This window comes from Bacillus inaquosorum KCTC 13429, from assembly GCF_000332645.1.
In the GTDB taxonomy this organism is placed as follows: Bacteria; Bacillota; Bacilli; order Bacillales; family Bacillaceae; genus Bacillus; species Bacillus inaquosorum.
Genome location: NZ_AMXN01000008.1, coordinates 58,639 through 82,231 on the forward strand (window position 1 = coordinate 58,639; position 23,593 = coordinate 82,231).

Here is a 23,593-nt window from a genome sequence, read left to right on the forward strand (position 1 = left end):
AAAATCCCTCTTACTTCATCCTTCCGCTTCCTCCTTTCAAACGAATGTGAAGACTGGAGAATTTTGTTAACGCTTACATTTCAAATTATCACATTCACCCTATCAAAACAACTTGATAGAGAGAATTCAAATCTATATTCCTATCCTAATAAAAACGCTGCCCCGAACTGTGAGCCGTTTCCCTCGCTTTACAAACAAAAAAAGAAACCATCTCACTAAGATGATTTCTTTTCTACTTCTTCTTTTATCGCTCTTCTGTAAGCCAGCTTCACAATCACGTATCGAAGCAGAAACAAAGCGCCGCCGCAGACGATAAAAAGAAGGACCATTTTCAGCCAAGCGAAGAATGTATGGGGAAGCCCCCTGTCGTACATCGTAAGCACCACTACCGCAAAGGCGACCGCAATTGACTCTATTCGCTGCTGCTTCACCCGTTTTTGCAGTTCTTCTTCGGTGTCTATTCTCGGCATGAGCATCCCAGATGCTGCTGCCCTGATGCAGTAATATAAGATGATGATGAACAAAAACACAAGGCTTGCAGCCCATTCTTTAAACGGAAATTCAAACATAATGCCTCGGATGATCACATCAAGAAGCGCAAAAGCGCCCGCTATTATCCCAATCTCCGACCAGATTTTTTGTTCATTTTCTTTTACTCTCTTATTTTTCCCATTCACGCCTGAAAGTCTATTACGCAGATTATTCATGACCTTCCTCCCGCACTTTTACGAATGGCTTATGGCTTACATGTTACAATAACAGCCTGCGCTTCTGCAATGATTAACTCAAAAGCCCGCCGTACAAGCCGGCGGGCAGCAATCGTTAAAACGGCCCCCAATTGATCATGACGCCGATCACAATAAAGACAAGCCCGATCAAAAACCAAATCAAAGCAAGCGGCACCATAAACCGCAGCCACTTGACGTACGGAATGCCGCTGGCGGCAAGCACCGCCATGAGAACGCCGGATGTCGGGTTCACACAGTTGACGACTCCTTCTCCAAGCATAACCGCCTCCACTGCAACCTGTCTCGTAATTCCCATCAAATCAGCAAGCGGCGCCAGGATTGGAATAAATACAACGGCTTCTCCAGACCCTGAAGAGATGAGAAAGTGAAGAAGTGCACTGGCGATATACATACCGATCGCGCCGGCAATCGGGCTGAATCCGTCCAAAAGCGAAGCCAAGGCATTGACGACTGTATCGAGGAGCTTTCCATTTTCAAGAATGACGGAAATACTTCGTGCCATCCCGACAATCAGCGCCCCGTATACAAGGCTTTGGCAGCCCGTAATGAAGGTTTTAGCAATATCGTTTGCCGCAAGCCCGCCTATTAAACCGGCAAGGACAGAAATAAAAATAAACGTCGCAGCCATTTGGGAATCAGACCAGCCCAGCTTTAAAGCGCCGTACAAAAATCCGATCAGCGACAGTCCCGCAACAGCCAAAATCAGCTTATGGCGAACGGTAAACGGCACTGACTGATTTTCTTCTTTACCCGCTTCACCCATTCCTGCCGCCGGGAACCAATTTGTTCCTAACACACTGGCATCCTTTGATTTTTTTAATTTTCTCGTATACAGATAGATATAAATAATAGAAGAAAGCAAAAAGCAAATGTATATCACAATACGCAGGCCGATCCCCGAAAAGAGCGGCAGCTCCGCGATTGATTGCGATAAACCGAGCGGGGACGGTGATAAAATAGTAGAGTTAAATCCAGCGTAGCAGCCGATGTAAATAACAGCGGCGCCCGCAACGGCGTCCCATTTTAAGGATCGTGCGACTATGAGGCCGATGGGTATAAATCCGATAACTGAATTCACGACAATTCCGGTTGTCCCGAGAATGGAGAACAACGCGCCGACAATACAAATAAATAATAATTGCTTTGTGCGGAATTTGCTGATGACATTGTAAATCAGGCCGTTGATGGCGCCCGTTTTTTCTAAAATGGCAATGGTGCCGCCTGTGAACAAAATCAGAAAGATGATTGGTGCTGATCCGACCATTCCATCCTGAAGAGAAGTAAAAAAGCTGATCAGGCTGACCGGAGACTGTTCAATTGAATGATAGCTTCCCGGAACAGCAGTCGTGACATCTCCCTTTGTCACGCGGTCAAATTCTCCCGCCGGCACAATATACGAAGCAATGGCGCAAATGAAAGCAATCATAAATAAGAGGACATAGGCGTCAGGCATTTTAAATGTCGTTCGTTTTTTCTTAGGTTGTGTTTCGGCCGCTGGCATACTCATATTTCGATTCATCCCCTCTGTTTGAAAATATTCATTATTCTGAAAAGTAGCAATATGTGCTATATTATATACAGCCTATCTTCCTGTTTCAATATAAATAAAGTAAAGAAGGTAAAATTCATTTTGATAGAAGGAGGTACTTCTTCCCATGCAAAAGCTTTCCGAAGACATGAAACAAACCGTTATGGATATCTTCGAGCATCTGCACGCGAACCCTGAAGTCAGCTGGAAGGAATATGAGACAACTGCATTTCTCAAACTAAAGCTTGAGGATTTGGGATGCCGGACGCGCACTTTTTCAGACTGCACCGGGGTTGTTGGCGAGATCGGTTCGGGCTCGCCGGTTGTAGCTGTTCGCGCTGACATTGATGCGCTATGGCAGGAGGTCAACGGCACATTCCGCGCCAACCATTCCTGCGGCCACGATTCACATATGACAATGGCGCTGGGCACGTTAATGCTGCTGAAAAAACAGCCCGAGCTTCCGAAGGGCACGATCCGTTTTATCTTTCAGCCGGCTGAGGAAAAAGGCGGCGGCGCCTTGAAAATGATAGAAGAAGGCGTGCTTGATGATGTCGACTATTTGTACGGCGTTCACGTCCGTCCGATTCAGGAAACACAGAACGGGCGCTGTGCCCCTTCCATCCTGCATGGGTCAAGCCAGCATATTGAGGGAACGATTATCGGAGAGGAGGCCCATGGCGCCCGCCCGCATCTCGGGAAAAACAGCATTGAAATTGCGGCATTTCTCGTACATAAGCTCGGACTCATTCATATTGACCCGAAAATTCCGCATACCGTTAAAATGACAAAACTTCAAGCCGGCGGTGAAAGCTCTAACATCATTCCAGGAAAAGCGTCATTCAGCCTTGATTTGCGCGCTCAGACCAATGAAGCCATGGAGACGTTAATCGCCGAAACAGAAAGAGCCTGCGAAGCGGCCGCCGCTGCATTCGGCGCGAAGATCGAACTGCAAAAGGAACACAGCCTTCCTGCGGCAACACAAAACAAAGAAGCTGAAGCGATCATGGCAGAAGCAATTACAGATATCATCGGGGCTGAGCAGCTTGATGAACCGCTTGTCACAACCGGCGGTGAGGATTTCCATTTTTATGCGGTGAAAGTGCCGAACCTGAAAACAACTATGCTCGGACTCGGCTGCGGACTTCAGCCGGGACTCCATCATCCCCATATGACCTTTGACCGAAACGCGATGTTCAACGGCATTCATATTTTAGCGAATGCCGTACTCAAAACGTTTCAGAAGGCGGAATCACCCGCTGCCGCTAACGCTTCTTAACAAATAAAAAAAGCAGCCTGTAGCCAGGCTGCTTTCTTCATTATTTCTTCAAATCTTCAATTGAGTTGACGTTTTTCATATATTGAGGCACAACAAGACCCATCTTCACGCCAGTCATACTGGTGCCTATATCGTCATATTTGCCTTTGTATTTAGCGGCGTATGCTTTATGGGTATTCGGCAGCCATGCGGAAAGGGATGCGTCGGCGCTTCCCGTCGCAACCGCGGTCCACATTGGACCGGCCTCTACCTGAGTAAGCGTTACGTCATAGCCCAAGTCTTCTAAGACTTTGCCAACCACGTTTGTACTTGCAATCTCACTGTCCCACGCCACATAGGCAAGGTTGATTTTGTCTCCCTTCACCTTTTGAACGCCTTTTGTCCACTCCGCAATCTGATCTTTGTGTTTCTTCACATACTCAGCTGCGGCTTTGGCAGGTTTTTCGCCTTCTTCCACCTTGATCATGACTTCGCCCATGTCGTCTTGCGACCATTTAAACTGGCTCAGTAGCTTTACGGCATTCGGCTGTTCTTTGCTGAAGCCTTTGCGCGTGATCGTATGGATTTCCTCTGCGCTGCCATAAGATTGTTTCGGATCATCGAGATATTTCAGCTTATATCTGGAGAACATCCAGTGCGGTGTCCATCCTGTAATGATGATCGGTTTCTTACGGTCGTATGACTTTTTAAGCGTTGCAGTCATCGCGGCGCTTGACGCCGAAATCAATGTCCAGTCTTTCAGGTCATAATCCTTCATCGCTTTATCGGTCAGGGCCATAATCCCTGAACCGGGGTCAATCCCGATGATGGTCTTATTTACCTGTTCAGCCGCGGTTGCATTTTCATCGCTTTCCGCCCCGCAAGCCGCAAGTGAGAGCGCCAGCATGGCGGAAACGCCGATACCGATGATTTTTTTAAGCATCAGGCATTCCCCCTGCTTTTCTTCTTCACTTTAATATTTTGAGTAATGCGGTCCAGCGTAATGGCAACGATAACGATGGCGATACCGGCCTCTACGCCGACCCCTGTTTTCAGCTGTGTAACGGCACTGTATACTTCAGAACCAAGTCCAGGCGCACCGACCATTGCGGCGATAACAACCATTGATAACGCAAGCATGATGCTTTGGTTGATTCCGGCCAAAATGGTTTTTGTCGCAAGCGGAAGCTGAACTTTAAACAAACGCTGAGCTGTTGTAGAACCGAACGCCTCAGTCGCTTCAATCAGATCCGCCGGCACTTGTTTAATACCGAGAACAGTCATGCGGATTGTCGGCGGCATCGCGAAGATAACAGATGCAACAACACCCGGCACAACACCGATGTTGAAGAAGAAAATCGCCGGCAATAGATATACGAAAGCAGGCATTGTCTGCATTAAATCAAGAATAGGCGTTACAATACGGCGAACTGTTTCTTTCTGGGACGCCCAAATTCCGATCGGAACCCCGACCACAATCGAAATAATCACAGATGTCAAAACAAGCGCCAATGTTTGCAGCATTGGGTCCCAATATCCTAAATAATCAATCAGGAGGAATCCAATCAATGTAAATAACGCAATTCCCCTCGTACTGATCCACCACGCAAGTGCGGCGAAAATAATCGTTAACAAAATAGATGGGATAAATCCGAGTCCGCTGACAATTCCATTTACAAAAGCGGCCAATCCGTTTGCGATTCCGTCGAAGAATCCGCCAAACGTCATCGTAATCCAGTCAACAAAACGGTCAATGATATCTGCTAAAGGTATTCTAGGCAGTCTATCCATCTTACTTCACCTCCTGTGCAGAAGGATCTTGTGTTTGTTCGTCAGTGCCTTCAGCATTGATATACTCGTTATTGCCGGCAAGCGCGCCAATCAGTGCGCCTTTTACGACAATCCCTTTCATTCTTTGCTTCTCATCTACAACCGCAATTGGAATATTCGCGTCAGAAACAACGTCAAAAATCTCTGTCAAATACGTATCCTCTGGTACAGTCGTAAATTCTGTATTCAAGATATCTTGAAGTGACAAATCAGACTCAGCCGCTTTTTTCGCATCAGACGCATAGATAACACCTAACAATTTCTTTTGTTTATCCACTGCGTAAATTGAAGAAATTCCAAGGTTTTTCATCAGTGTCAATGCCACGCGAGGCCCTTTATCAATCCGCACTGTTTCAGCACGTTTCATAATGTGGCCTGCTGTGAGGACTTTAGATAAATCAACATCCTCGACGAATTTCTCAACATATTCGTTAGATGGATTCATCAGGATTTCTTCAGGCGTGCCGATTTGAACGATGTTACCGTCCTTCATCAAAACAATTCTGTCGCCGATCCGCAACGCTTCGTCCAAGTCGTGCGTAATAAAGATAATCGTTTTTCCGACATTATCGTGAAGATCAAGAAGTTCATCCTGCATATCTTTACGAATCAATGGATCGAGCGCACTGAACGCTTCATCCATCAGAAGAATGTCCGGATCATTTGTCAACGCGCGGGCAAGGCCGACACGCTGCTGCATCCCGCCGGAAAGCTGGTCAGGATATTGGTGTTCAAACCCTTCAAGTCCGACAAGCTTTAAGGACTCAAGCGCTTTTTGCTGACGCTCTTGTTTGTCTACACCTTGAAGTTCCAGTCCGTATTCTGTATTTTCAAGTATCGTTCTATGCGGGAACAGAGCGAACTTTTGGAAGACCATGCTGATTTTCTTCCGGCGGACTTCCCGGAGCTGATCTTTAGACATATTTGTTATCATGTCACCATCAATGTAAATATTTCCGGCAGTCGGTTCAATAAGCCGGTTTAACATCCGTACTAAAGTTGATTTACCGCTCCCTGATAGACCCATGATGACAAATATCTCACCATCATATACATCAAAATCTGCCTGATTTACCCCAACGGTTGATCCAGTCGCTTTCAGGATCTCTTTTTTTGTCTTTCCGTTGGCAAGCATTTGAACTGCTTTCTTTGTTTGTTTCCCAAAAATTTTAGAGACTTTCTCGACTTTTATCTTAATTGGTTTCTCATCTACACTCATATTTTCCCTCCATATTAAGCAATCTTTATTACCGTAACATTTATGTAACATCCCACACAAACAGCATATTCTCTTTTATTCTGTACCATTTCTTTATAAACATCCATGTAACGGCATGACCTTATTTATGCTTCTAAATGCTCTGTAATCCTCCTTTATGATTGTATTTTACGGGTGATATTTCGCCCATCTTTAGTTGAAAACGCTTTTACTGCATCTGAATTCCTCCTTCCTTTTATGACTTCCTGCTCCTTTACTGGAAAAATAAGTTGCTTTTCCAACCCCGATTTTGTATTATAGTTTCATGACTATGAAACAAACAGATGATCAAATCAGAGCCCAAATTTTTAAAGCCCTGTCTGATGAATCGAGGCTTGCCATTATTCGTACGCTTTATTACAGCGGAAAAGAACTCAGCTGCGGTGAAGTAGGTGAAAAATGCAATATTGTCAAAACCACAGCATCTTATCATTTTAAAACGCTGCGTGAAGCGGGATTGACGGCAACCCGGAAAGATTCGCGGACAAAATATGTCAGCCTGCGTGAAGACACATTTCAAACATACCTCCCAGGCTTTTTGGAAACCCTCTAAAACAGGGTTTTCTCTATACATATCTGTTTCATAGTTTCATACTTATAAAACTATAGGAGTGACAAAATTTGAAACATATTTGGCTTTTTTTCAGTGTGATGTTTGTCATTGGCACGGATACCTTTTTGCTTTCGCCGCTTCTCCCGCTTTTACAGGAACAGTTTCATGTCTCTACCGATTTGTCAGGCTGGATGGTCAGTGCTTATGCGCTCGGTTATGCGCTGTTCGCTTTGGTTGCGGGCCCGATCTCAGACCGGCTTAACAGGAAAACAGTCATGCTGTGGGGACTTGCAGGCTTTATCGTATCCACGTTTTTATGCGGCATCGCTCCCTCTTTTGCCGCCATGTGCCTGTTCCGTTTTGCCGCAGGCGTTAGTGCTGCGTTTGTGACGCCTCAAATTTGGGCGTCCATCCCTGTCATCGTCCCGCCTTCTCAGATCATAAAAAGCATGGGGATTGCGACAGCAGGATTGGCCGCTTCACAAATGCTGGGACTTCCCATCGGAGGGTTTTTCGCTTCCTTTACATGGCATACGCCATTTTTCGTTCTGTCAGCTTGCTCGCTTGTTCTTCTATTGATTCTGGCGGCGGCCATGCCTGATATTCGTCCTTCTTCACCCCGTCCGTCAATATTGAATCCATATCGGGAGCTGTTTTCACTGCCGAAAACAACGGTCATCCTGCTTGCCTATTTTCTCTTTCAAACCGGAAATTTCGCTTCGTTCAGCTTTCTAGGCACTTGGCTTTCTGCGGATTATCATTTAACCGTTTCACAAATTGGCGCTGCTATGCTTGTACTCGGGCTGGGGAATATGCTCGGAAGTCTTATCGGCAGCCGAATCTCAGCAAAGCTGGGCATGTTTCAGACATTGATCGGCGGCATGCTGCTGATGGGGGCTCTCTATTTCTGTCTCCCTTTCTTTCCTCACTTATTTTTAGTGGAAATGAGCTTTTTTCTCACTTTCTTTACAGCTGGCATTATCTTTCCGTTAATGATGGGTGTCTTTCAATCCATTTCACCAAACGCTCGAGGAACCATTGCTTCCCTTTCCAATGCCGCTATGTATGCAGGAACCACTGTCGGCACATGTGTTGCAGGTTTTTTGTATCAAAGCACACAGCATTTCGGAGCCGTCACAGGATTTACTGCCATTCTGTTCATACTGTCTATGACGCTCTACCAGACAATCAGAAAAACCGGAAAACGCCAAACTGAAGCCAGAGTGCAGATGTAAAAAAGCACCTCATTCACGAGGTGCTTTTCCTATTCAAGCTCCGTTTGTTTTGTTTCTTTTCCCATAATCAAAATACAAACAACCGCGAGCAAGATTGCGATGCAAAAGATTGAAAAGATGACTGAAAATGAAATATGACGGGCTGCGAGCGTTCCGACGAGCAGAGGCCCGAAGATGCCGCCGATTCTTCCGAACGCCGCTGTCGTTCCTGAACCTGTTGCGCGAATCGCTGTCGGGTATTGCTCCGGTGTATAGGCATACAGCACGCCCCACGCCCCAAGATTGAAAAACGATAACAGCATTCCAGCTGTAAGCAGAAGGCCTAAGGAATCCGCCGTTCCAAAGAAATAGGCGCTACCCGCTGTACCAATCAGGTAAATGACGAGTATCCACTTCCGGCCCGCTTTTTCGATCAGCCAGGCGGCAGAAAAATAGCCCGGAAGCTGAGCAAGCGTCATCAGCAGGACATATTCAAAGCTTTGAATCATGCTGAAGCCTTTTAGCAGCATGACACTCGGAAGCCACAGGAACATGCCGTAATAAGAAAACACCACGCAGAACCAAACGATCGACAGCATCACTGTCGCCCGTATATACTGTCTTGCCCAGACGCTTTTTACATTCTCCCACACCGATTTCTTTTTGGCAGAAAGCGACTCATATTTCGGTGAATCAGGCAGACTCGTCCGCAAGTACAGAGCATAAAAAGCAGTCAGCGCGGTTAACAGCAAGGCAGCCTGCCAGCCGAAGCTCGGGATCACAAAGTAAGAAATCAGTGCCGCTACGAGCCAGCCAACAGCCCAAAAGCTTTCCAGAAGCACAATCACTCTGCCCCTCTTTTCAGGCACAACCGCTTCCGAAACGAGTGTTGAAGCGACTGGAAGCTCGCCGCCAAGCCCCATTCCGATCACAAAACGAAGAATAAGAAATGCCGATAAGCTCGTCACAAAAGCTGAAATGCCGCTTCCGATGGAAAAGCACAAAAGGGTAATGATAAACACTTTTTTCCGGCCGATTCGATCAGCCAGCAGACCAAACAAAAACGCACCCGCAGCCATGCCGATGGAATTGACGCTTCCGATCCATTTCATTTCTTCGGGCGACAGATTCCACTCCACATGGAGCGCGGCGATAATAAACGATAATATTCCGACATCCATTGCATCAAACAGCCACCCCAAGCCGGCGACGCCCAGCAGTTTACGCTGGGATATAGGCTGTTGTTTTCCCATTGCCAACACCTCTGATATGCAAAATAATTACCGTTTAAGTTTACACCTGTCTTTACACATTGTCATTAACTAAATGATGTAAATGAAAAACCCCGCTTATGTTTCACAAGCGGGGGGTTTTTTATTGCTGCAATGCTGCTTTTTTAATATTATCCTGCAGCTGGGCAATACGTCTTGCGCCGTCTTCGCGAAGGCGTTTGTTTTCTTCTTCGATTTGTTTTGTTTCCTGCATGCCGCTGACGATCGTGTTCCAAGACGATTCGATCGTTTCAATATCTATGCTCGGTCTGCCGGCCATTCTGGCAATTTCAACACTTTGGCTCGAGATGTTTTCAGCATTTCGTCTCAGCATCTCGTTTGTCCGGCGGTCAAGCTCGCTCATGGAGTCAGCCACAAGCTTTTGGCGTTTCACGGTAACGGCCTGAATAATGCCGTTTTTGAAAATCGGAATGGTGATGATGAACGCGGAGTTGATCTTCCCGATCAGCTTTGCATTTCCGCGCTGCAGGAGACGGATTTGAGGTGCCGTTTGAAGAGCCACCATCCGTGCCATATCCAGATCATACACCCGTTCCTCAAGCGCCTGAATGCCGTTTCGAAGTGTATCGAGCTGCATTTGCGCCAGCTGATTTCCGCTTGCCGCTTTTTCTTCATATGAAGGAAGGATCGACTGCATCTCTTCCAGCTTCATTTGTCCGGCAACGACGTATTTTTCAAGCTCCATATAGTATTTGATATTGTTTTCATACATTTCATCGAGCGTGTAGTTCGTCTTCGTCATCTCATCTTTGTATTTCGAAATCTCAACGTTGATTTTTTCAATCTCTCCGCCAAGCGTCTGGTACTTTTTAAAGATTTTTTCAATCATGCTGCCGCCGCGTTTGAAAATTTTCGCCATCAATCCCTTTGGCTCATCAAAATCATTTTTGTCAAAGCGGTCCATGATTTTCCCAAGCTGAGTCAGCATTGTGCCGGAGTCTGTCACGCTTGTTGTTTTCATCATCCCCAAGATGCGGTCAGAGAACTTGGAAATTTCAACGGCCGGCTCCTTCCCGTACTCAAGCAGCTCCATTTGGTTTTTGACGTCAATTTGCTGTACAAGCCGCTTCACCTCTGGTTCTTGACGGAGCTGGAGACGGATATCGTCAGCTTTCTGCTGGGAAATTTCTTCGTTTTTATCGAGAACAAGCGGGTTTTGATTTTCTGTTGTCATGCTTTTCTTCTCTCCTTACTTTTGGGTAATCGTTCTGAACAGCCTTCTCACAAGCGAAGGCTCTTTATAGTCCTGCTGAAACACCATGTCGTCCAGCCAGTGGATATCATACTGATCCTCTTCAATAAACGGCTCAATGTCTTGATGGCCGGGTGGGTTATAAATGATGATATCGATTCCGATTTCATTCAGGAACAGCAGGGCTGCAGCATCTGAACGCGTGAGTCCGCCGCTCATTTCCGTATGATATAAAACGAGTTTCGGAACGGTTTGCGCATAATCGAACATTTGAATCAATTTCAGCAGTTTAGCAGGCAGGCTTGTTGTTTGTTTAAACAAGTAAATTTGAACATCCTTGACTTGCTCTTGATGCAAAGCCTTAAGCCGCGGGTGCCTGCACATTCTCGAAATCGTTTTGGCAATGGCAGTCTGAACGCCCGCCGGAAGCTGCTTGTACTGCCATACATTGCTTGCCATCAGCTTGTCAGGGTCAATGTTCCCCTCATGGTCAAGCGCGTGGCTGTAATGAAATTGATAGTTTGACTTTATTTCTTCTGTAAACGGAAAGCTTCTTACCATTTCTGTTTCCTGATAATCTGCTAATGTATGAAGCCTGTTCCAATATTCTTTATTGTCTTTCGACACACCCATTACCTTAGCAAATACATTCGGAATCTCGATGGAGTGTTTATCAGCTTTGAAATTCGGCCGAATAAAGGCGCGCTCTTTCGTGATTAAAAACAGTTCATCATAGGTCGTTTTCAACGTAACAGACATCGGCGTGTGATCTCTAAATTGCCATGGCTTATACAGCATGGATTCCTCATGATTCAGCACATGTTCAATTTCCTTTGTTGAGCGGTAGGCCACTGTTGATTTCCGGTCCGGTTTTTCTTTCGGAAACGGCTGAAGCTCCGAAACATCCGGGAGTTTTTCCGTAAAACTGAGCTCCTGCATCGGTTCTATAAGCGCCAGCTGATCGGTTCCCGCCGGATGGAACAGCAGAACATCGCAGCCGACTAACATCAGATAATATAAGAAATAGAGCTGGCTTTTCGTCGCATCTCCGTACCAAACAACCTTTGGCATCTCCCGCTCTATATCGGTTTTTTCCAGCCAAGGATTCAGGTGATTCAAAGAAAATTTCGAGACATCAAGCAGCACTCTGCGAAAATCAGGATGATTTAGCCCCTGCTCATGACTGTCCGCAAAGGTATGTAAAAGCGTCATCAGCGCTTTCCTTAAATGGCGGTGCATCAAGGGATTCGAGTGCTTCGCAATCAGCCTTTCCCCGTCCAGAAAGGCAACAAAGCGGCTGACCGACAGCCCTTTTTCCTGCTGATTGATGGAGTGAATATGCTGGAGCTTTTGAAATGTTTCCGGCTCAATTGTTTTATCAAGCGTTTCACTCAGAATGGTAATGAGATCGTTTACAGACAGCTCATACAGCTCGTTATAGTAGTCCGTCTCATCAATAGGCGTACCCAATATCTGCCCGGCAAGACGAGAAAAAGAAAGGCCTTGTTCTGTTTCATAGTGATCCCGCTCGGGCAAAGGCTGAAACAGCAGGCTTTTCCAATCCCCATCAGCCGGGACCGCTTTATGAATGGTTAGTTCTTCTTGTCTCATCATATCCTCCTTTCCGGTTTGTCATGGGACGATATTTCTGTAACAAAAAAGGAAGGATATTGAACCTCCCTCCTTGTTTTGTTTTATTCTTCTTTTGAAGCGGCTGTTTGTTCACGCACCTGCTTTTGTTTGTTGATGTAGTGAATGATAAAGGTTACCGCAAATGCAGCGATAATGATAATGAAGAATACAGAGTGCGGCATTTCGTAATGGAAAGCACTTGCCGCCATTTTCAGCGCGATAATTCCGATTAACACGAATGCTGTGTTTTCGAGCTCAGGAATTTTATCAATCAGGACAAGGAATACTTTTGCCACTGTACGCATCATTAGAATACCAAGCATACCGCCGATCAGAAGCACCCATACTTTTTCTGACACCGCAAATGCGGCCAGGATGCTGTCCACAGAGAAGGCAAGGTCCATCAATTCAACTGAAATAACAGTTGCCCAGAAGATACCGAATGTGCGGACCATCCAAGAATTTTTCTTAATGCCGTCCGCTTCCTCTTCTTTTTCGCCGATCCAGAAGTGCTTAATGACGAGCCAAGCGAGATAAAGCGCGCCAAGCACCTTGATCCACCAGAATTTAATGAGGAGCATACCGAGCCCGATGAAAATAAACCTGAAAATATAAGCTCCAAACAAACCATACGTTAACGCTTTTTTCCGCTGTTTTTCCGGCAGGTGTTTGACCATCACCGCAAGAACAAGCGCGTTATCGGCCGATAAAAGGCCTTCCAGAACAACAAGGGAACCGATCAGACCCCAGGAAACAGGATCAGACAATACCTCTCCCCACATTTTCCAATCGAAAAATGAAGCATACGTAGACATGATATGATGTAAAAAGTCCAAGTTTTTTCCTCCTATTAATTTAAAACGGTGACTTCTCTATTTGTCACTCGCTTACACTTGCAAACCGTAGTTCCGGCACAATGCAGCCAGTCCGCCGGAAAAACCGCTGCCGATCGCATTGAATTTCCACTCGCCGCCGTGTCTGTAAAGCTCACAAACGACAACAGCTGTTTCAATGGAGAAGTCTTCTCCCAAGTCGAAGCGAAGAAGCTCATTCTGCGTCTCTTCGTCCACAACGCGCACAAACGCATTGGAAACTTGTCCAAAATTTTGGCTGCGTGCTTCTGCGTCGTGAATGGTCACTGTGATGCCGATTTTCTCAATGTGAGCAGGGATTTTCGAAAAATCAACGATAATCTGCTCATCATCTCCGTCGCCCTCACCCGTGCGGTTGTCACCCGTATGGATGACACCGCCGCTCGGATGTTCAAGGTTATTATAGAAGACGAAATCGAGATCATTCACGCAGTTATCATGCGCATCAACTAAAAAGGCTGAAGCATCCAGGTCAAAATCGTGCCCGCCGGAGTACTTGTTTGTATCCCAGCCTAAGCCGATCACTGCTTTTGTGAGTCCTGGATTTGTTTTCGTTAAATCAATGCGCTGTCCTTTTGATAATTGAATGGCCATACTGCCTCTCTCCTTTCTGCTCTTCGTAATTGGTCTTAACCGACTTGCAAACCGTAGTCTGTTGCGATGCGGGCAAGACCGCCTTGGTAGCCTGAGCCGATAGCGGAGAATTTCCACTCGCCGTTATGTCTGTAAAGCTCCCCTGCAATGATTGCCGTTTCAATAGAGAAATCTTCCGCAAGGTCATAACGGATGAGCTCTTCATTTGTTTCTTCATTTACGATGCGAACGAACGCGTTTGATACTTGTCCAAAGTTTTGGCTGCGTGCTTCCGCTTCGTGAATTGTGATAACAAATGAGATTTTATCAATGTTAGCCGGCACAGCGCTGAGATTCACCTTTACATTCTCATCGTCGCCTTCGCCTAAGCCTGTCAGGTTATCGCCTGAGTGGACGACTGAACCGTTGCCGCCTTCAAGCTGATTGTAGAAAATAAAATCGTTTGGAGACGCGCATTTCCCTGCTGCATCTAACAGAAATACACTTGAGTCAAGGTCAAAGTCGTGCCCGCCGTCATACTTATTCGTATCCCAGCCTAAACCGACAACAACCTTTGAAAGACCCGGATTTGTTTTTGTCAAATCTACTTTTTGTCCTTTTGCCAATGAAATTGCCATGTTTCATCCACTCCTTTTTTTCTTTTACGCGTATCGGCTGATAATATCTTCTAATCTCGTATCATTTGTGCCTTCACCGATCGCCGCAAACTTCCACTCGCTGCCGCTGCGGTAGATTTCTGCTGTAATCAAGCTTGTTCTGCCGGCATAATTGTCTCTCAAATTGTATTTGAGCATTTCTTCATGATTAGATTGATCAACCACACGGATAAACGCATTTTGAATCATGCCGAAATCTTGTTTTCTTCTGACACAATCATAAATATTAACAACAAATACAAGCTTATCGATGTTTGCAGGCACTTTTTCCAAATCTATCATAATTTGCTCGTCATCGCCCGCACCGTCGCCTGTCAGGTTGTCGCCTGTGTGCTTTACACTGCCACAGCGGCTTTTCAGATTGCCGAAATAAATGACATTCTTTTTATCGGTGAATTTTCCGTTTTCCAGCATCAGCACTGAAGCGTCACAGTCGATATTCGCACCGCCTCCGCCAAGCAGTTTGCTGAAAAACCCTCCGCCTGAAGAAACCGGGTCCCAGCCGAGACCGACCATCAATTTTGACAGACCGGCTTTTCCTTTTGTTAAATCAATTCGCTGACCTTTTTCTAAAGAAATTGCCACACGATTCACTCCTACTCATCGAAATGTGAAGATAGTCACATTTATTTTTACGCTCATAAGGAAAATAAGCCGTAAATTATTAATATATACGTTTGTTATTATATCAAAGTTTCGTAAAAGTTAAGAATAATTGACGAAAATCCTCGAAAAAAAACTTCCATATTTGATATATGTTTTGCAAATGCTATGAAGTACAAATCTTAAACAAACCATTTGACGTGAGCGAGTCATTTTGCCTATTCTTGTGTCACATTCTAAAAACAGACAGAAAGGAAGCGGCCTTTTGATTCATTTAAGCATACTTGATCAGGCACCTGTTTCTAAAGGAAAAAGCCCTGTGACGACTCTTCAGCATTCGGTTGAGCTAGCCCAATTAAGCGAACAGTGGGGCTATAAACGTTATTGGTTTGCCGAACATCACAGCACGAAAGGACTGGCAAGCACAGCGCCTGAAATCATGATCGCCCGCATCGCAGCACAGACAAGCACGATTCGTGTCGGGTCAGGCGGGGTGCTGCTGCCCCAGTACAGCCCATTTAAGGTGGCCGAAACCTTTCGCCAGCTTGAGGCACTGTATCCAAACCGGATTGACCTTGGCGTCGGGCGTTCCCCCGGCGGCACGACAAAAACCCGTCTTGCCTTAACGGACGGGGTGAAAAAAAGCTTAACCGATTTTAACAGACAGCTGCAGGATGTCTCTTATTTTCTCACGGATTCGCTTCCTGCCGGGCATCCGTATGCCGGAATCAAAGCGGCGCCCCTTATTGACACTGCACCGGAGCTGTGGGTGCTCGGTCTCGGTGAAAACAGCGCAAGACGCGCGGCGCACCAGGGCATTGGGTATGTGTTTGGGCATTTCATTAACCCCGAACGAGGAGAAAATGCGTTTCGCGTCTACAGGGAAAGCTTTCAGCCATCAGCCCATTTCTCGTCCCCGTCCGCCTTGTTTACGATTTTTGTCATTTGCGCAAAAACAGATGAAGAGGCAGAAGAGCTCACATTAAGCCAGGATTTATGGCTTCTTCGCGTCGGAAAAGGCTTGGATAGCCGCGTGCCGACCATCGAGGAAGCAAAAGCGCATCCCTACACAGAGTCCGATAAAAAACTTATAGAGGAAAACAGAAAGCGGATGGTGATCGGTTCTCCAAACACTGTCAAACAGCAGCTTTTAGAGCTCACAGACCGCTATGAAACAAATGAAATTATGGTTCTATGCAATGTGTTTGATTTTGAGGCGAAAAAAGAATCTTATGAACGTCTTGCTGAATTGTTTCTATAAAAAAAGCAGTTTTCCCTAGGGAAAACTGCTTTTCATGTTACTGGCGCCCTTTTTTACGCTGGGCTTCTTTTTTGATAAACATCCAAACTCCCTGAACCACAAATCCGATCAGCAGGAGAACGATCAAAAGCAGGGTAATGGACGGCCCTGGCGGCGTTCCGAGCTGATAAGATGATGTCAGTCCCATAAATACGCTAAATAACGAAATGAGTATGGCTGTGATAAATACCATGTTAAAGCCCTTAGCAATTCTGATGGCGAATGCTGCCGGCAATACGAGCAGGGCTGATACAAGAAGAACCCCGATGATCGGAATAATGACCGAGATCGCAAGGCCTGTGACGATACTGAATGACATCGACAGAACGTTTGTGTTAATTCCGGATGTTTTTGCTGTTGCTTCATCAAATGTCAGCAGGTAGAGCGGCCTTTTCAGTACGATAAAGTAAAGCAAAATCAGCAGTGTAATGATGCCGATAATATACACCTGCTGCTGGTTTACTGTCACGAGCGATCCAAATAGATATTGATCGATGCTCATGTTGGCGGTGCCTTTTGAAAGGCTGATTAAAAACATCGCGAAGGACAAACCAGCCGCCATTAAGATGGCAATGGATACTTCTGAATACGTCCGATATGCCCGCCGCATGTATTCAATCCCGATAGCGCCGATGGTCACGACGACTATGCTCGCCGCGGTAATATTGGTGCTGAGGAAAAAGCCGATGGCAACACCCGACAATGAAATATGCGAAAGTGTGTCAGCCATTAAGGCCTGTCTTCTGAGAACGAGATACACCCCTAAAATCGGGGCCATGATGGCAATCATGCCGCCTGCTAGAAAAGCTCGTCGCATGAATTCCAAGTCAAACATTTCCATCCGCCTTTTTCTCCTCTCTCTAATCGAATCACTTTATCTAAAAATTGCTGTACTTCATTTTGTTCGTGAGTAACCATCACAACTGTGCGGTTGTGATTTTTCACGAGATGGTGCATAAATTCGTAAAATCCTTTTCTGCTGTCATAGTCAACGGCTGTTGTCGGTTCGTCCAGCATTAAGAGGTCCGGATTGCTGGCAAGCATTCTGGCGATACAGATTTTCTGCTTCTGTCCGCCTGATAAGTCGCCGATTTTCCGGTGGCGAAGCTCCCACATTTCCACCATTTTCAGCGCTTTTTCCACTTCGATATGATCTTCTTCATTTAAACGTTTAAACCATTTCCCTTTTGTATAGCGGCCTGACTGAACAAGCTCCAGCACCGTACTCGGAAAGCCAGCGTTAAATGAAGAAATTTGCTGCGGGACGTACCCTATTGTCAGGCGTTTTCCTTCTGTATTCCTTTTACTGATCGTCACCGTGCCTTCCCACGGTTTCAGCATGCCAAGCATCACCTTCATGAGCGTTGATTTAGAGGCGCCGTTTGGTCCCGTGATGCCGACAAACTCACCGCTTTCAATATCAAGTGATACTTTATCCAAAACAGGCGTGTGGGAATAGCCGAAAACGATATCTTTCAATGAGACGAGATTCATGTCAATCTTCCTTTCTCACAAAGAAATAGTGTGCACCCTCCGGCGCACACTATCTTATGATTTAACCAATAGTGAATCTTTCAGGGCATCGAGGTTTTGTTTCATAATGTCGATATACCCTAAACCTTTATCCTGTTCTTCTTTGCTTAAGCCTTCCAGTGTATTAAGCACTTCTGTCTTCGCGCCGATTTCACTGGCGAGCGTATCTGCGACCTTTGAGGATGCAATTTCTTCAAAGTAAATAACTTTTACGTTATGTTCTTTGGCATATGTTTTCAGCTTTGCCAAGTCGGCTGCGCTCGGTTCTTGGTCGGGCGAAATCCCTGCAATCGGAACCTGCGTCAAACCGTATTCTTTTGCCAGATAGCCAAAAGCTGTATGCTGCGTAATGAATTCTTTCTTCTCCGCTTTTTTTACGGTTGTACGATATAGTTTATCAAGATCCTGCAGTTTTGCAATATATTCTTTACTATTTTTCTCATAGTATTCTTTGTTATCCGGGTCCTGCTTTACGATTTGCGCCGTAATATTTTTAACTTCTTTCTGCGCCAGAACAGGACTGAGCCATACGTGAGGGTCCATTGCATGGCTGTGCTCATGCTCCCCATGTTCATGTTCCTCGTGCTCTCCGTGCTCTTCATGTTCTTCTTCAGAGCCTTCCATTAAATCAATGCCTTTGCTCGCATTAACGAAAACGGCATGGCCTTGGCCCATGCTTTTTTCAGTTGACGGCACCCACGTCTCCATGTACTCACTATTATAAACGAACAAATCGGCATCTTGAATGTTGGCAATGTCTTTCGGCGTCGGTTCCCAATCATGAGGCTCGACGGAAGATGGAATTAACAGATCCACATCTCCTTTGTCTTTTACAATTTGTTTCGTAAATTCATACATCGGGTAGAACGTTGTGACAATGTGCAGTTTATCACTCTTCGAATCCGCTGACCCTTTTGTTGATGAGTTGCCGCATGCTGCCACTAATAAAAAGCACGCTGCAATCACAAACAAACCGCTCCATTTTTTAAACATATTGTATATCCCCTCTTTTTCATAGTGACTTAAATCAAAATGATAACGATTTTGTAATCCTATATCATAATAAACCGAAGTCATTACGTTTTGCAAGATTAATTTTCATTTTGATTTTATTCTTCCCGTCTGCAGCATGAATATATGTACTTGAAAAAACCCGGCTGAAAAAGCCGGGTTGAGTCATTTGACTGTTTTGTCGAGAAGATACACTCTGCTCTCGTAAGGCTGAAACACCATTTCATCAGCAAGATCACCGTTGTTTTTATAATTGCCGAGAAGCAGGGATGATTGCTCCTTGCCGCAGTGCTTAGGCCATCGGAAAACAGCTTGGTCTTTTGAAAAGTTATTGACCGACAAAAGCTGCTGTTTGCCGTTTTCTCTCATGTATACAAACAGCTGCGAATCATCCGGAAGCAAAAGGTCATAGCTCCCTTTGATGAGGTCAGCGTACTGCTTTCTCAGGCTGATCAGCTTTTTGTAATAGGTTAAGATCGAATCAGGGTCTGTCTGAGCTTCCTCCACATTGATGGACGAGAAGTTCGGGTTGACCTTCAGCCAGGGCGTGCCGTCAGTAAATCCGGCATTCTTGCCGCTGCTCCACTGCATCGGTGTCCGGGCGTGATCCCTGCTTTTGGCTAAGATCGATCTCATCACATCTTCTGGATCATAGCCTTTTTCAAACACCCGTTTATGATACATATTGATCGTTTGGATATCTTTGTAGTCCTCAATCCGGGTAAACGGCGCGTTTGTCATCCCGATTTCTTCTCCCTGATAAATATACGGCGTGCCCTTCATAAGATAAAGAACGGTGGCCAGCATTTTCGCAGATGCTTTGCGGTATTCCCCATCGTCTCCGAACCTGGACACAATCCGGGGCTGGTCGTGGTTGCACCAATACAATGTATTCCAGCCTTGATGTTCAAGCTTCTTTTGCCATGTTGTCAAAACCGATTTTAAATCAGAAAGCTCAAGGGGTTTCAGATCCCAATGTTCTTTTCCGGGCTGCTGGTCAAGCTCCATATGCTGAAAATGAAAAATCATATTTAGTTCATGCTTATCAGTTCCCGTATACTTCAGCCCTTCCTCCGGTGTGACACTGCCAACCTCTCCGACAGACATGACATCGTACCGGGAAAATACTTCATCTGTCATTTCTTTTAAATAGTCATGAATTCGTTCGCCATTTGGCTGGAAAGGCTTCGGCTCTGCCTGCCTGATGATATAGTCCTCATACGAAGGAAGATATTCTTTCTTAGAGATGAGGTGGAGCTGGTCAATGCGCAAGCCGTCCACCCCTTTGTCGAGCCAAAATCTCATCATGTCAAATACCGCTTGGCGCACCTCAGGATGCTCCCAATTTAAATCAGCTTGTTTGACAGCATTCATGTGGAGATAATATTCCCCCGTATGCTCCTCGTATTGCCAAACCGGGCATCCATAGTCAGACACCCAGTCCGTCGGCGGGCCGTTCTTTGTGCCGGGGCGCCAAAAGTAATAGCTGCGATATTTGCTTTTTTTGTCCAGCTCCGCTTTTTTAAACCATGGATGCTCGACCGAGGTGTGATTTAACACAAAGTCCATCACCAGCTTTAACCCGCGCTGGTGCACCTGGTCAAGCAGCTCGTGAAAATCATCCATCGTTCCGTATGAATCCATAACCGTCTTATGGTCCGTCACATCATAACCGTAATCAACATTCGGAGAAGGATAAATCGGGCAAATCCAAATCACATCTGCCCCAAGCTCCTTTATGTAGTCAAGACGGGAAATGATCCCCCGCAAGTCTCCAATTCCATCTCCATTGCTGTCCTGAAAGCTCCTTGGATAAATTTGATACACCACCGCATCCTTCCACCACTCTGTTTTCATCCCGCAGTCCCCCTGTTTTGTGTTCTATTCAAGCTGAGACGGATAAAGTGTCATTCCGCCATCGACGAAGAGTGTTGTGCCGGTCACATAGCTTGCTTCCTCAGATACGAGCCAAGCAGCTGCTGCCGCCACCTCTTCCGGTTTTCCGAAGGCTTTCATCGGGATTTTTTTCAGTTGTTTTTGCCTGCTCTCTTCCTTTTTCGTATCAACATTTGATTCTGTGGCAATGGTGCCGGGTGCTATCGCGTTGACGCGGATTCCTTTATCCGCATAGTTGAGCGCAAGCGTTTCTGTCATCATCTTGATACCGCCTTTGGACGTGGAATACTGAACGTTCACGGGGCGCGGGATCTGCTGGTGAACACTCGAGATATTCAGCACATTGCCTTTGATATTGTTTTTCATCATGTGGCTAAGCGCTGCTTTTGCTCCCATAAAGGTTCCGGTGACGTTGACATCAATGACTCTCTGCCAATCTTCAAGGCTCATCTCATGCGGCATGGCCTCCGCGCCGTTAAAGCCGGAGTTGTTCACCATCACATCAAGTGTGCCGAAATGCTCTAAAGCGGCGTCCAAGAGCGCCTGAATCCCTTCTTCTTTTGACACGTCCGCCTCAACTGCGACGGCCTGCCCTCCGTTATTCTTAATGATGTCCACAGTTTCATCGGCTCCCGACGGATCGCTGTGATAGTTCACGACAACATTCATTTTCTCGTGTCCGAACCGTTCCGCAATGGCTCTCCCGATTCCTTTTGAAGAACCTGTCACAATCGCTGTTTTTCCGGTTAAGTCTTTATACATAAACGATATCCTCCTCTGAATTTTCATTATGCAGTGGAAAATACCCTATTTTTCCGGGTTGGAAACAGCATAAAAAAACAGAGAACCTGTATGTTCTCTGCCATCTTCTATTGAAAACGCTGCTCGGCAAGCGTTTTTTTAATGTTCATCAGCCTGCGGTAAAAGAATGCGGCGGACTTGTAGCGTTCTTGCTGATTGAAACGTTCCGCTGTATCATGCAGCAGTTCTTCAGCATCGGCAAGAAGCTGGCGGGATTCCAGCAGGTCAAAGCATTCTTCAAGCACGCTCCTGTCGCCGTCGCCAAGATACAGCTCATGAATGAGGCGGAATTTCGTTAAGTACATGTCATCTTCCCATTCAGCCGCGCTCTTTATCCCGCGGTCATACATCTCTACCGCTTTGTCGTATTTTCCCTGTTTACAGTAGATATGGGTCAGTGAAAAAACAGCTTGAACGGCCTGCTGAAAGTTGTGCTCCTCAAAAATGGCGGCGGCTCTTTTGAAATAGCCCTCCGCTTCACTGAAATCACCCAGACTGTACTTACAGTGTCCGACATTATAATGGGCAGCGGCGATCATATACGCTTCCTCAAGCTGCCTTGCATGATCTAAGGCGCTGCACAAGTGTGTCAGCGCTTTTTCATGATGATAAACATCGGTCAAATTTCCGGCGATGATAAATTCACACTGTACGCGGCGGCGCCCGTACAGTTCATATTTCGTATAGATATCTAGCGCCTGGCTCGCATAATTCATGGAAAAATATGTTTGTTTGATGTGATAATACACTTCGGCAACCTTAAAAAGAAACTCAGCTTTTTCGATCTCATCCTCGACATACTCGAGCTTTTCCTCGGCATGTTTATAATGGTCAATCGCTAATATAAAATTTTTCTGCTTAAATTCGTACATTCCTCTGAAATAATAAAAGTAGTATTCCAATAAGCCTGTGAGTTTTTGCTGATTGCTTTCAATTTCTTTCAGCATATCAGAGAACGGAGGCTTGGTGTCGCTGTCTTTCACCGGCATCAGCTTATCGAGCATGATTCGATGCCGGAATTCCATCAAAGAAAAATATAAAAGCAAGTCCTGATTTTCTTCCATGTCTTCTAAATCGTATTCAATCTCCTGCTTTAACGCTTCTGCTTGATCTGCTTCAAATGCGCGAATGAGCTTGTACCATTCGTTTAGCTTTACTGCTACTTCTTCAGATGGAATCTTTGCTCTCATCGGTCTGCCTCCTTCCTCCTGCTACTATTTATGTTATATTTTATCATAGCTGTTCTCTTTTAGAGAGAGTCAATCTCTTAAAAGCGTTAACATTCAACACATCATGAGAAAGTGAGACCGATATGAAATTATCCGCAAAAACATCCGTTATCTTATGTATTCTGTTTCTTCTTGATCTGTGTTTTAGTTATATACGGCACGAATGGCATTCTCAAAACGCCCTGCAGGATATGCCCGTTCCTTCGGCTCTTCATCCGATTGTGAAGCAGAATGCCGACGCTCTAAAGGCCGCAGCAGCGAATAAAGGCATTAGCGTTGTCATTACAGAAGGATTCAGGTCCTTTAAGGAACAAGACGAATTATATAAACAGGGACGTACAAAAAAAGGGAATATTGTCACCTATGCAAGAGGAGGGGAATCGTATCATAACTATGGTTTAGCTATTGATTTCGCCCTTCAAAAAAAGGATGGCAGCATCATATGGGATATGGAATATGACGGCAATCAAAACGGAAAATCAGATTGGCTGGAGGTTGTCGAGATTGCTAAGAAACTCGGTTTTAAGTGGGGCGGGGACTGGAAACGATTCAAGGACTACCCCCACCTGGAGATGATTCCTGACTAGACACC

22 protein-coding genes and 1 pseudogene are annotated in these 23,593 nt (G+C 45.7%); 5 read left to right on the forward strand and 18 right to left on the reverse strand.

The genetic code is table 11. The annotated features are described in order from the left end of the window. Positions 1–140 precede the first annotated feature (140 nt). Positions 141–707: pseudogene (locus BSI_RS03620) on the reverse strand (DUF6773 family protein). A gap of 115 nt (positions 708–822) precedes the next feature. After that, positions 823–2,256, reverse strand: coding sequence for a YfcC family protein (locus tag BSI_RS03615; protein ID WP_003241213.1), 1,434 nt, complete (start codon positions 2,254–2,256; stop codon positions 823–825). A 148-nt stretch (positions 2,257–2,404) separates the two neighbouring features. On the opposite strand from BSI_RS03615, the gene BSI_RS03610 reads away from it, so the two are divergent. Further along, positions 2,405–3,556, forward strand: a complete 1,152-nt coding sequence (locus tag BSI_RS03610; RefSeq protein WP_003241215.1) for a M20 peptidase aminoacylase family protein — start codon at positions 2,405–2,407, stop codon at positions 3,554–3,556. 40 nt (positions 3,557–3,596) lie between these two features. On the opposite strand, the gene opuAC is transcribed toward BSI_RS03610, so the two are convergent. Genes opuAC through opuAA form a run of 3 tightly spaced genes read right to left on the reverse strand, consistent with a single transcriptional unit; the run spans position 3,597 to position 6,584 of the window. Then, positions 3,597–4,478 carry a glycine/proline betaine ABC transporter substrate-binding protein OpuAC gene (gene opuAC, locus BSI_RS03605; RefSeq protein WP_003241218.1) on the reverse strand — a complete coding sequence of 294 codons (882 nt, stop codon included), beginning with the start codon at positions 4,476–4,478 and terminating at the stop codon, positions 3,597–3,599. Beyond that, positions 4,478–5,326, reverse strand: a complete 849-nt coding sequence (opuAB, locus tag BSI_RS03600) for a glycine/proline betaine ABC transporter permease subunit OpuAB (RefSeq protein WP_003241221.1) — start codon at positions 5,324–5,326, stop codon at positions 4,478–4,480. The genes opuAC and opuAB overlap by 1 nt, the downstream gene beginning before the upstream one ends. Before the next feature lies 1 nt (position 5,327). Then, the gene (gene opuAA, locus BSI_RS03595; RefSeq protein WP_003241223.1) at positions 5,328–6,584 is read right to left on the reverse strand and encodes a glycine/proline betaine ABC transporter ATP-binding protein OpuAA; all 1,257 of its coding nucleotides are present in this window, start codon (positions 6,582–6,584) and stop codon (positions 5,328–5,330) included. 289 nt (positions 6,585–6,873) lie between these two features. Between opuAA and BSI_RS03590 the strand changes: the two genes are divergently transcribed. Together BSI_RS03590 and BSI_RS03585 are read left to right on the forward strand one after the other, a co-directional pair. After that, positions 6,874–7,176: an ArsR/SmtB family transcription factor gene (locus tag BSI_RS03590; protein ID WP_080010733.1), complete on the forward strand. Its 303-nt coding sequence runs from the start codon at positions 6,874–6,876 to the stop codon at positions 7,174–7,176. A 68-nt stretch (positions 7,177–7,244) separates the two neighbouring features. Next, positions 7,245–8,411 carry an MFS transporter gene (locus tag BSI_RS03585; RefSeq protein ID WP_003241229.1) on the forward strand — a complete coding sequence of 389 codons (1,167 nt, stop codon included), beginning with the start codon at positions 7,245–7,247 and terminating at the stop codon, positions 8,409–8,411. A gap of 29 nt (positions 8,412–8,440) precedes the next feature. On the opposite strand, the gene niaP is transcribed toward BSI_RS03585, so the two are convergent. From niaP to BSI_RS03550, 7 genes are all read right to left on the reverse strand, one after another. Continuing rightward, positions 8,441–9,643 (reverse strand): niacin permease NiaP, encoded by a 1,203-nt coding sequence (gene niaP, locus BSI_RS03580; protein ID WP_003241231.1) that lies wholly within the window; start codon positions 9,641–9,643, stop codon positions 8,441–8,443. A 121-nt stretch (positions 9,644–9,764) separates the two neighbouring features. Then, positions 9,765–10,856 carry a toxic anion resistance protein gene (locus BSI_RS03575; protein ID WP_003241234.1) on the reverse strand — a complete coding sequence of 364 codons (1,092 nt, stop codon included), beginning with the start codon at positions 10,854–10,856 and terminating at the stop codon, positions 9,765–9,767. Positions 10,857–10,871: 15 nt separating this feature from the next. After that, positions 10,872–12,485 carry a YceG family protein gene (locus BSI_RS03570; RefSeq protein ID WP_003241236.1) on the reverse strand — a complete coding sequence of 538 codons (1,614 nt, stop codon included), beginning with the start codon at positions 12,483–12,485 and terminating at the stop codon, positions 10,872–10,874. An 83-nt stretch (positions 12,486–12,568) separates the two neighbouring features. Then, complete coding sequence (locus BSI_RS03565; RefSeq protein ID WP_003241239.1) at positions 12,569–13,342, reverse strand: MeeY/MeeF family manganese export membrane protein; 774 nt, start codon at positions 13,340–13,342, stop codon at positions 12,569–12,571. A gap of 51 nt (positions 13,343–13,393) precedes the next feature. After that, positions 13,394–13,972: a TerD family protein gene (locus BSI_RS03560; protein ID WP_003241242.1), complete on the reverse strand. Its 579-nt coding sequence runs from the start codon at positions 13,970–13,972 to the stop codon at positions 13,394–13,396. Positions 13,973–14,007: 35 nt separating this feature from the next. Then, positions 14,008–14,589 (reverse strand): TerD family protein, encoded by a 582-nt coding sequence (locus BSI_RS03555; protein WP_003241245.1) that lies wholly within the window; start codon positions 14,587–14,589, stop codon positions 14,008–14,010. A gap of 24 nt (positions 14,590–14,613) precedes the next feature. Then, positions 14,614–15,213 (reverse strand): TerD family protein, encoded by a 600-nt coding sequence (locus tag BSI_RS03550; RefSeq protein WP_003241247.1) that lies wholly within the window; start codon positions 15,211–15,213, stop codon positions 14,614–14,616. A gap of 283 nt (positions 15,214–15,496) precedes the next feature. On the opposite strand from BSI_RS03550, the gene BSI_RS03545 reads away from it, so the two are divergent. Next, on the forward strand, positions 15,497–16,492 hold the full coding sequence (locus tag BSI_RS03545; protein ID WP_003241249.1) for an LLM class flavin-dependent oxidoreductase: 996 nt from the start codon (positions 15,497–15,499) through the stop codon (positions 16,490–16,492). A 37-nt stretch (positions 16,493–16,529) separates the two neighbouring features. Here BSI_RS03545 and znuB read toward each other — a convergent pair whose 3' ends face one another. The 6 genes from znuB to rapJ form a co-directional block, all read right to left on the reverse strand. Further along, a complete protein-coding gene (gene znuB / locus BSI_RS03540) occupies positions 16,530–17,372 on the reverse strand; it encodes a zinc ABC transporter permease ZnuB (RefSeq protein WP_003241251.1) in 843 nt (280 codons plus the stop codon). Next, complete coding sequence (gene znuC, locus BSI_RS03535) at positions 17,330–18,025, reverse strand: zinc ABC transporter ATP-binding protein ZnuC (RefSeq protein WP_003241253.1); 696 nt, start codon at positions 18,023–18,025, stop codon at positions 17,330–17,332. The genes znuB and znuC overlap by 43 nt, the downstream gene beginning before the upstream one ends. Before the next feature lie 54 nt (positions 18,026–18,079). Then, positions 18,080–19,057, reverse strand: coding sequence for a metal ABC transporter substrate-binding protein (locus BSI_RS03530; RefSeq protein ID WP_003241254.1), 978 nt, complete (start codon positions 19,055–19,057; stop codon positions 18,080–18,082). A gap of 183 nt (positions 19,058–19,240) precedes the next feature. Beyond that, positions 19,241–20,932, reverse strand: coding sequence for a glycoside hydrolase family 13 protein (locus tag BSI_RS03525; RefSeq protein WP_003241257.1), 1,692 nt, complete (start codon positions 20,930–20,932; stop codon positions 19,241–19,243). Positions 20,933–20,956: 24 nt separating this feature from the next. Next, positions 20,957–21,733 carry an SDR family oxidoreductase gene (locus tag BSI_RS03520; RefSeq protein WP_003241260.1) on the reverse strand — a complete coding sequence of 259 codons (777 nt, stop codon included), beginning with the start codon at positions 21,731–21,733 and terminating at the stop codon, positions 20,957–20,959. Positions 21,734–21,840: 107 nt separating this feature from the next. After that, positions 21,841–22,962: a response regulator aspartate phosphatase RapJ gene (rapJ, locus tag BSI_RS03515; protein WP_003241262.1), complete on the reverse strand. Its 1,122-nt coding sequence runs from the start codon at positions 22,960–22,962 to the stop codon at positions 21,841–21,843. Positions 22,963–23,084: 122 nt separating this feature from the next. Between rapJ and cwlK the strand changes: the two genes are divergently transcribed. Further along, positions 23,085–23,588, forward strand: a complete 504-nt coding sequence (cwlK, locus tag BSI_RS03510; protein WP_003241264.1) for a peptidoglycan L-alanyl-D-glutamate endopeptidase CwlK — start codon at positions 23,085–23,087, stop codon at positions 23,586–23,588. The last annotated feature ends 5 nt before the right edge of the window (positions 23,589–23,593 follow it).

Bases quoted from the DNA above. Each gene is read 5' to 3' on its own strand.
- opuAC (WP_003241218.1), bottom strand. From the start codon at position 4,478: ATGCTTAAAAAAATCATCGGTATCGGCGTTTCCGCCATGCTGGCGCTC.
- BSI_RS03575 (WP_003241234.1), bottom strand. From the start codon at position 10,856: ATGACAACAGAAAATCAAAACCCGCTTGTTCTCGATAAAAACGAAGAA.
- BSI_RS03560 (WP_003241242.1), bottom strand. From the start codon at position 13,972: ATGGCCATTCAATTATCAAAAGGACAGCGCATTGATTTAACGAAAACA.
- BSI_RS03520 (WP_003241260.1), bottom strand. From the start codon at position 21,733: ATGTATAAAGACTTAACCGGAAAAACAGCGATTGTGACAGGTTCTTCA.
- opuAB (WP_003241221.1), bottom strand. From the start codon at position 5,326: ATGGATAGACTGCCTAGAATACCTTTAGCAGATATCATTGACCGTTTT.
- BSI_RS03615 (WP_003241213.1), bottom strand. From the start codon at position 2,256: ATGAGTATGCCAGCGGCCGAAACACAACCTAAGAAAAAACGAACGACA.
- BSI_RS03610 (WP_003241215.1), top strand. From the start codon at position 2,405: ATGCAAAAGCTTTCCGAAGACATGAAACAAACCGTTATGGATATCTTC.
- BSI_RS03530 (WP_003241254.1), bottom strand. From the start codon at position 19,057: ATGTTTAAAAAATGGAGCGGTTTGTTTGTGATTGCAGCGTGCTTTTTA.
- BSI_RS03525 (WP_003241257.1), bottom strand. From the start codon at position 20,932: ATGAAAACAGAGTGGTGGAAGGATGCGGTGGTGTATCAAATTTATCCA.
- BSI_RS03555 (WP_003241245.1), bottom strand. From the start codon at position 14,589: ATGGCAATTTCATTGGCAAAAGGACAAAAAGTAGATTTGACAAAAACA.
- znuC (WP_003241253.1), bottom strand. From the start codon at position 18,025: ATGAATCTCGTCTCATTGAAAGATATCGTTTTCGGCTATTCCCACACG.
- niaP (WP_003241231.1), bottom strand. From the start codon at position 9,643: ATGGGAAAACAACAGCCTATATCCCAGCGTAAACTGCTGGGCGTCGCC.
- BSI_RS03570 (WP_003241236.1), bottom strand. From the start codon at position 12,485: ATGAGACAAGAAGAACTAACCATTCATAAAGCGGTCCCGGCTGATGGG.
- znuB (WP_003241251.1), bottom strand. From the start codon at position 17,372: ATGGAAATGTTTGACTTGGAATTCATGCGACGAGCTTTTCTAGCAGGC.
- cwlK (WP_003241264.1), top strand. From the start codon at position 23,085: ATGAAATTATCCGCAAAAACATCCGTTATCTTATGTATTCTGTTTCTT.
- rapJ (WP_003241262.1), bottom strand. From the start codon at position 22,962: ATGAGAGCAAAGATTCCATCTGAAGAAGTAGCAGTAAAGCTAAACGAA.
- opuAA (WP_003241223.1), bottom strand. From the start codon at position 6,584: ATGAGTGTAGATGAGAAACCAATTAAGATAAAAGTCGAGAAAGTCTCT.